The sequence below is a fragment of the Hymenobacter sp. R533113 genome (genome assembly GCF_056835965.1).
Genome location: NZ_JAKWBD010000010.1, coordinates 1 through 7499, shown reverse-complemented (window position 1 = coordinate 7499; position 7499 = coordinate 1). Strand labels below are relative to the sequence as shown.

9 protein-coding genes are annotated in these 7499 nt (G+C 54.1%); 5 read left to right on the top strand and 4 right to left on the bottom strand.

The window, feature by feature from the left end:
- Nucleotides 1-247: 247 nt before the first annotated feature.
- From MKZ35_RS07020 to MKZ35_RS07005, 4 genes are all read left to right on the top strand, one after another.
- The gene (locus tag MKZ35_RS07020) at nucleotides 248-1207 is read left to right on the top strand and encodes a replication initiation protein (RefSeq protein ID WP_482512526.1); all 960 of its coding nucleotides are present in this window, start codon (nucleotides 248-250) and stop codon (nucleotides 1205-1207) included.
- Between the two features lie 20 nt (nucleotides 1208-1227).
- Nucleotides 1228-1437: a hypothetical protein gene (locus MKZ35_RS07015; RefSeq protein WP_482512525.1), complete on the top strand. Its 210-nt coding sequence runs from the start codon at nucleotides 1228-1230 to the stop codon at nucleotides 1435-1437.
- Nucleotides 1438-1512: 75 nt separating this feature from the next.
- A complete protein-coding gene (locus MKZ35_RS07010; protein WP_482512524.1) occupies nucleotides 1513-1935 on the top strand; it encodes an element excision factor XisH family protein in 423 nt (140 codons plus the stop codon).
- A complete protein-coding gene (locus tag MKZ35_RS07005) occupies nucleotides 1923-2240 on the top strand; it encodes an element excision factor XisI family protein (RefSeq protein ID WP_482512523.1) in 318 nt (105 codons plus the stop codon). Before MKZ35_RS07010 ends, MKZ35_RS07005 begins: the two co-directional genes overlap by 13 nt.
- Nucleotides 2241-2866: 626 nt before the next feature.
- On the opposite strand, the gene MKZ35_RS07000 is transcribed toward MKZ35_RS07005, so the two are convergent.
- Genes MKZ35_RS07000 through mobC form a run of 3 tightly spaced genes read right to left on the bottom strand, consistent with a single transcriptional unit; the run spans nucleotide 2867 to nucleotide 4825 of the window.
- Nucleotides 2867-3487 (bottom strand): hypothetical protein, encoded by a 621-nt coding sequence (locus MKZ35_RS07000; RefSeq protein WP_482512522.1) that lies wholly within the window; start codon nucleotides 3485-3487, stop codon nucleotides 2867-2869.
- 46 nt (nucleotides 3488-3533) lie between these two features.
- The gene (locus MKZ35_RS06995; protein ID WP_482512521.1) at nucleotides 3534-4517 is read right to left on the bottom strand and encodes a relaxase/mobilization nuclease domain-containing protein; all 984 of its coding nucleotides are present in this window, start codon (nucleotides 4515-4517) and stop codon (nucleotides 3534-3536) included.
- Nucleotides 4514-4825 (bottom strand): plasmid mobilization relaxosome protein MobC, encoded by a 312-nt coding sequence (gene mobC / locus MKZ35_RS06990; RefSeq protein ID WP_482512520.1) that lies wholly within the window; start codon nucleotides 4823-4825, stop codon nucleotides 4514-4516. The genes MKZ35_RS06995 and mobC overlap by 4 nt, the downstream gene beginning before the upstream one ends.
- A gap of 285 nt (nucleotides 4826-5110) precedes the next feature.
- Here mobC and MKZ35_RS06985 point away from each other — a divergent pair, with 285 nt between their 5' ends.
- The gene (locus MKZ35_RS06985) at nucleotides 5111-5332 is read left to right on the top strand and encodes a hypothetical protein (RefSeq protein ID WP_482512519.1); all 222 of its coding nucleotides are present in this window, start codon (nucleotides 5111-5113) and stop codon (nucleotides 5330-5332) included.
- Between the two features lie 716 nt (nucleotides 5333-6048).
- Here the strand turns inward: MKZ35_RS06985 and MKZ35_RS06980 are convergent.
- Nucleotides 6049-6924, bottom strand: a complete 876-nt coding sequence (locus tag MKZ35_RS06980; protein WP_482512518.1) for a hypothetical protein — start codon at nucleotides 6922-6924, stop codon at nucleotides 6049-6051.
- Between the last annotated feature and the right edge of the window lie 575 nt (nucleotides 6925-7499).

Here is a 7499-nt window from a genome sequence, read left to right as displayed (position 1 = left end):
GCTCAACAGTAGGCAGTGTAAGCTACAGTTTTTCAATACTTTGTGAAGGTAAAAAAATCGAGAAACGGGTTTTAATCCGTGAGAAACGGGTTTTAATCCGTGAGAAACGGGTTTTAATCCGTGAGAAACGGGTTTTAATCCGTTTGAAAACGGGTTTTAATCCGTGAGAAACGGGTTTTATAAATGGGTCTCGCACTGTATACCCGTTTTTCGCTTATAATTGCATTAAAATCAGCTAATAAGCTTTATGAGCAAGGAATTAGAAATACGCCAACATAATGCCCTAACCAATGCTCGGTACGATTACACTGAGCTGCAACTAGACCTGCTCTTCTTCATGGTCTCTCGGCTCCGCAAAGACCAAAAAACGGTAACATGTGAGTTGCCAATCAAAGAGTTAACCGCTTTAACAGGCAAACAATATCATCTACCCTACTTGCGGCTGGCAACGGCCGATATGGGCTCTCGCATGTTCGAGGTGGAAGACAAGACCGGCTACCGGCAGATGTGGATGTTTCAGAGTGTGCATTACCTCGTGGGGCAAGGCATCATCGAAATCAAGCTATCCGAAGCGGTTTTACCTTACCTGTTCGACCTCAAAGACAACTTCACTTCCTATACCTTGGCCGCTGCGTTGCGCCTTTCCAGCAAGTACGCCAAGCGCATTTATCAGTATTGCAGCCAGTGGAAAGACTTGGGCGAAACCAAAAAATACGACATCCAAGACTTTAAAAAGCTGCTCGGTTTGCTTGATGAGAAAGGCAATGAGAAGATGGCGCGGCTTAGTGATTTCCGAGAGAGTGTACTAGATGTGGCCGTCAAGCAAATCAACGAGCACACCGAACTGCACATCAGTTACAAGCTCGAAAAGCGGGTCAGAACCTACAAAAACATTGTGTTCACGGTCAAGTCGCAAGCCCTGGCCGAAACCATCCCCTTCGACCTGGTGGCCACGGCTCAGGCCATGCCGGGGGTGCAGCAAAGCCACTACGACAACGCCGCCCGCATTCTCGACGAGCTGCGCATCACTGCCGCTAAGCACCGCCAAACCATCCTGGCCAGCGCCGCCCACGTCGCCGAAGTGAACCGCTACAACCACGACCTGAAAACGGGCAAGGTCAAGGCCACCCGCAACCCTGGCGGGCTGCTGCTCGTGCGCCTGGGCCTGGTGGCCGCCAAAGCCGCGAAAGCCGCGCCTGTAGCCTAATTCATACCTCTACACCCCTCATGGAAATCACCCTCCAAGTCCCCGACAGCCGCGCCGGCTTCCTGTTAGAACTGCTGCATAGCCTGCCTTATGTCGAGCTGCGCAGCCCGGCCGCCCCAGCCGCCGCCGAGTTAGATGAGACGGCCCACTTGCTTTCCTCGCCTGCCAATGCCGAACGCCTCTACGCAGCCCTAGCACGCGCTTATAGCCACGAACGGAGCGCGCACTAGAGCGTTCCCCATTTTAGCATTTGATGCTCGTAGAAGGGCTTAAATACACCCAAAACAAGTTTCCCTTTTCCTTGCATGGCCCGTTCCGACCGCGACCACGATATTGTGCTACACGCTCTGCGAGCGGCCGGCTGGACGATTACCCACCCCTACGGCGTCGGAATCAACTGGGGCGGCAAAACGGGGCGACCGGATATTCTGGCAGAAATAGCCTTAGCAAACAAGGAGTTGCGTAAAATTGTGGTAGAGGTAAAAAACTATCCCCCGACCGGCAACGGGGTTATGGGCGACTTTCACCGCGCCATCGGCCAATACCTCACCTATCAGAGCTTTTTTGAAGAGCATGACCCAGCCTGCCACGTGTTCAAAGCCGTTCCTAAAGCAACCTATGACGGCTTCTTAAGCCACCCCGACATTTTGCGCTTCCTACAACGGCATCGCATCAAAGTCTTTGTTTATAATCCAGATTCTCGACTAGTTGACAAATGGATAGAGTAACCCACTACCGGCAGCTCATCGAAGCCTACTTGACAGAGCAAGCCGCGATTCCGTTCGTGCCCAATACCCTGCACTACGCCCCCGTCTTCGACCGGGAACGCGACCATTACCTGCTGCTCGTCATTGGCCGGGACCGGCAGGAACGCGTCCACCGCTGCGACATTCACCTGGCGATTGTGGAGGGGAAAGTTTGGCTACAAGAACTCAATACCGACGTGAACGTGCTGCACGACTTGCAACGGGCTGGCATTCCCGCCGACGAATTGCAAGACGATACGCAAGCGACGTCCCTCGCTACGCAGTAAGCAGCCTGGGTCAAGTAGGATTTTAGGGGCAGTGGGGCAGTGTAACTATTCCCGCCTTCATCTGGGAATAATTGCTTAACATAAGATTAGTTATACCCCCGACCTCGGAAAAGTGACGGTTTTGGTTTCCCCGGGTGGGGGCTGCCGGCGTGGTACTTTACCGAGGAATGTTCGGCACGATGTCAGTCAAATACCACCGCGAGACATATGCAATGACTCCTTCATCACCCTCTATGAATTCGACAAGTACCCAATTAGGATTTGCTGCCAGTTTTAGCACTCGGAGGGGCGTATGGTACTCCACTTGATAGACAGCTATGCCCATTGCTGCGGGTTGCTTGCGCAGGTTCAGTAGGCTAGCCGTGACATAATAGGTCGCATCAACCCGTAACGGCACTACAGTAGTCTCTTGGGGGGGCATGGGAACTGCTTCAGAAGCCTTCAGGGCCTCGGGGAACCCACACATTGCACTGCAAAGCCACCAGACCAAGAACATGAATCAAAAATAAGTAGGCTGCATTCTTTACCAGCTTAGATTGTTCGCCGCTTGAGCAAAATCGGTTGTTCATGAGCTGCAAAACCCCTTTTACGTATTGCAAACGGTGGATTACAGTATGTAAAAGAGATTATTCGGCCGCTGGGGCTGGGGTAGCTGGGGGCACGTATTGGGGGAAATAGGGGGCACTCTTGGGGAATTTCTTCCGGTACGCCTGCACCTGTTCATAGTAAAACGTCCCCTCTTTTCGCAGCTGCTCGTTGCGTTGCTTCAACTGCGCCGTTTCGGCCTGGGCTTGTTCTAAATCAGCCTTCGGCACCCGCGAAAAATGCCCGGTAACGAGCAGGGTAAGCAGCACCAACACCACGGGGCCGAACGTGAAGCCGACTGTCGAACGCCAGTTTTCAAACACATTCAAGGGCACCTGCCGGGGAATACGCTGCGTCGTGGCCTGCAAGCTGACTTCGGCCGCTTTCAGCGCGGCTACCCGCTCATCCAGCGCACTCGTTAGCAGTCGCTGCCGGTTGTCCAGATAGGTAATCAACTCGTTGCCCGTATCCCGGAATAGCTTCGCCTGCTGCTCTACTTTGCCCACCAGCTGCTGGGCCACGGCCTCGCTGTTCACCTTCAGCGTCAGGGGCCGGTCCCGCTCGGCCAGCTTCACCAGGGCCTGCACCTGGTCCTCGGTGGCCGGCAAGGGCCGTTTGTTGTAAGCCCGTAGCTCCTGGGCAATGCGCTCAATCTCGGCCATCAGCGTGGCGACGCCGTTGCTCGGGGCGGGGGTGGGGTTGGATTCATCACAAAAGGGGAAAAAGATTAATCGCCCATGCCGTAGCCGCCGCTGCGTTCAATGGGGGGCGTGGGGGTTTGGGTGTCTGCTGAGGGCTCGGGCGCTCCTGGGCCTGTTTCTCGGCTTTCTCGGCCTGCTCCTTCTGCGCGGCGTACTCCCGGCCGAACGCTTCCAAGTCCAGCTCCATCCGGTGCGCGCCGTACTGCTGACCGGCTACGCTCACTTCCGCCCGCTGCTGCTGCACCTGGTCCTGCTGCGCCGCGATGGTCTTCGCCAAATTGTTGCCGCTGTAGGCCCGGCCCAACTCGCTGCCTTTCAGGTGGTGCCCCTCGTGCTCGAACACCACGGCCTGTAATTTTCCCTTCTGGTAGGTAGCCTGCACCCCGATCCCGTCCCGCTGCATCGCCTCGGTCAACTCCTCGGTGCTCGTCGCGTGGGGCAAGTGCCGGCTCAACGCGTCCTGCACGTAGAGCTTGGCTGCCGCCCGCTCCGGCAACTGCTCGCGCACGGCGCGGCGGTTGTCCTGGCTCACCTCCTGGGCACTGACCAGGCCGTACTGCTTTTCCAACTGGCGGCACGCCGCCAGACTGTGGCGGTAGTTGTGCTGGTCGCTCACCGTGGCCCCCGCGTTGTCTACCCGGTTGACAATCAGGTGCGCGTGCGGGTGGTCCTGGTCGCCGTGCCGCACCAACGCCCACTGCGTCCCCTCCGGGTCCACTTTCATGGCCTTCAGGTAGGCGCGGGCGATTTCCTCCATGCGCTCGTTGCTCAGCTGCGCCTTCTCCTCCGCGGGCCAGGCCAGCGCGACGTGCATCACGGCCTTGCCCAAATTCGGGTTTAGCTCCCGCTGGGCGTTGAAGTCGGCGGCCATGTGCGCGGCCGACGTGCCGCGCACGCCTTCGGTGGCCAGCACCTCGGCCCCCTTCTCCTCCCCGAACACATAGCGGCAAATCCCGCCGAAGCTCTTGCCGATTTTCACCTTGCCGATCATCGCGTCGAATCGGGGGCTAAGTCCTCGAGTAGCCGGTAGAGCTGCACCAGCACCTGCCGGGCCGCTTCGCTCACGTTGTGGCCGGCGTGCAGCTGCTTGGTAAGCTGGTTCAGGTTGCCAGCCATGCCGATGAGCTGCCGCAGCTGCCCCACTTCCTCCACCGTGCGCGGCCGGGGCGGGCGGGCCGCGTCGGGGGTGCCGGCCCACACGGCCCGCAACACTTCCCCCATCGACTTGCGGTAGTCCTGGGCCTCGGTGGCCAGCTCGCGGTGCTCCGCCTCGGTCAGCCGCACCGACACGGTATGCACCTGGTGGGGCGTGGTCTTCGGCTGTCGGCCTCGGCGGCGGGGGGCTGGTCAGAGAGCATCAGGCGGTCCCCGAAGGGGCAAGTTTAGTGAGCCCGGAGGGCGAACGGGTTTTAAGCGAAGCGAAAAACATAACTTGCTTTACTACCCGGAACGACCGAGGCAGCGCCTTAAGGTACGAGTTTCTTCCCTATTGCCCGCTTCTGTTGTACACTGTTTTTAGGGTACCATAGATAGCTACTTAACTAACTACTTCCATCTCAGCTAACCGTAACCGTTGCCCTATCTTTGACCCACTTGCACGGTTGTCACCCCGCCAACGCGACGTCTGAAAAGACGAAGCCCCGGCTGCGCGAACAACCGGGGCTTCAGGAAGTGGGTGATTTGAGCACCCTACTCCTACGCAAAATGGGTAAACGTGCAAAGGCGAAACCGACTGGTCAGACTGGTTGGTTCCGCATCTCCCTCGAGTTGCTCAAGGCAGCCCTGGGGGAGCAGTTCGAGCTGTGATTAGTCACTGGCTCGGACATCCGTAGGATAACGGCGATCAGGGTTTCGGCTCTGGTCGCCGTTTGTACGGGTGCTGATGTTTTCCGGACAACGCAAATATAGAGGCTTTACGTCACTCGTAGCGACCTACTGATCACTCTCATACCGACTAGCGCCAACCTAACAGATAGTGAGCTGATAAGGCGATATTGGCCACACTCTCTCGCCGCCTTTGAGATGGTTCATCTGCTCGCACTAGCAGTCGTCCGTCGGCACTGATAGCTAACGGCAAAGATTTAAAAGTGTACTCCAGACCAAGTAGGGCATTGCCGTAGAGCCGCGTATTCCTGGTATTAGGTACGCCTGAGTCACGCGTAGAACGGATAGCTACGAGGCTGACGCCGGCGCCGTACAGATACCGAAAGCGGGCAGAGTTAAAGAAGCGATTGTATCGTTCATACGATAGTGAGACGGCAGAACGCCCCGGACCAATCACCCGCCCCGCAGTTAGGTGCAGCGCCGCTCTCGGGGTAAAAAAGTATTTGCCCGATAAGCTGGTTTCACTATCGCCACTAACAGCTTGCCGAATACCGAAGGCAAACTTGTAGTTGCTTCTTGCTGAGGCTGGGGGTTGAGCTAGTGAATCGGGGATTGTTTGACCATACGTAGTAGTCGAGGATAGCCATGATACAAATAAGAGGCTGGGCACTAGCAGGAAAAAACGCATCATTTAAAAATTAACGCTTATAGCAGAAATAGATATAGTCGCCTCCAGCACCCATGTTAACATCTTCCCCTACTCGTACCCATCCAGCAGGCGGTTGAATGCTACTACTATTGCCAGCAACGATACCAACTTCCCTGATCGGTGTAGGTGTGGAGGCTTTAGATTGGTAGGCGTATACATACCGTCCACCTGCTCCATCATTCAAGTCTACAACTTTGTAAGGGTCGAATGCCGTACTAGTAGGATTGAATATATGACAGAATCCGCTTGGTGCATATGCATCACTAAAGGCCCGCCATGCCTTCACTGAAAGGTCGGAAACGGGAGATATGTCAGCCCATCCGTATCCACAAGAACCGTGATCTTCGACCCTATTCCGAGAAAAGCACAAATAAATATACTTGCCACCTGCGCCAGCATTCAAGTCAATCCCAATCTTGGCGTAGCCGGTTTGCGCACTAACGGAGGAGTAACTGCTTTTGGCTATTTCTAAATCAAGGATATACTGGCCAGGATTTCTATCCCCGCCATCTAAATTCACACCTTCCGAACTGACAAATAAATAAGATCCGACTGAACCCGAACCTTGTATTTGGATGGTACCAGTCTCCTTGTTGGTTTTAGGATCAGCCTTATAGCGAGTAGGACGTACACTTCCATCCTCGAACCCGGTTACTTGAACGTCTTTGTCCACATACTGACCTGTTGGATCTTTTGCCCCTTTGCTATCCCCTAACATTGAAGTAGCACTTACACCCGGCGTTACCTCGCTAGATTTTGAGCAGCCATATAGGCTACCCATAGCAACAACAATTAATACTGTTGTTGCTGATTTTACTTGTTTAAACATGTTTAGAAAACTAAATAGTGAAAAGAAATAAAACACGCAGTTATTGTACAGCTTAGTAGTTGCACAATACTCCTAGTGGAGTAAAGGAGTTAGGCTTAAATAGCCTCTGCAATAGGTATATAAGGATAGAAAGTGGCCGAAACCGGGAGCGAATAATCTTTCTAAAGGTGAGGGGAAATATTGAGCAAACAAGCTTTTATAAAATATTATTTATGAAGCTGTTTAGAAAGTTGTCTAAAATTCTTCGGAACGTCATGCTGAGGAATCGAAGCATCTCTACCGCTTCGTTGCATGGCCCATACGAAGCGGTAGAGATGCTTCGATTCCTCAGCATGACCGCCTGATTACTTCCTAAACAGCTTCTATGCTAAAAAATAAGGGAAAAGCACATGGCCGTCCAAAACAGTACATAAGCTCAACAATTAGGTTTATAAAACGCTGATTACCAATGATATAATGCTAATAAAATGCGCGCAAGTTACCGGCTTCTAGGACTTTGCTGTTTTTTTTGTTTTGCTCGCGCCGTTGTACTCGTGAACAGTCCCTAAAAGCCCTTTTTTCTCGCGCGAACACCAATTGGTGTATTTGTAAAGCTTTGTTCTATTTGTAGG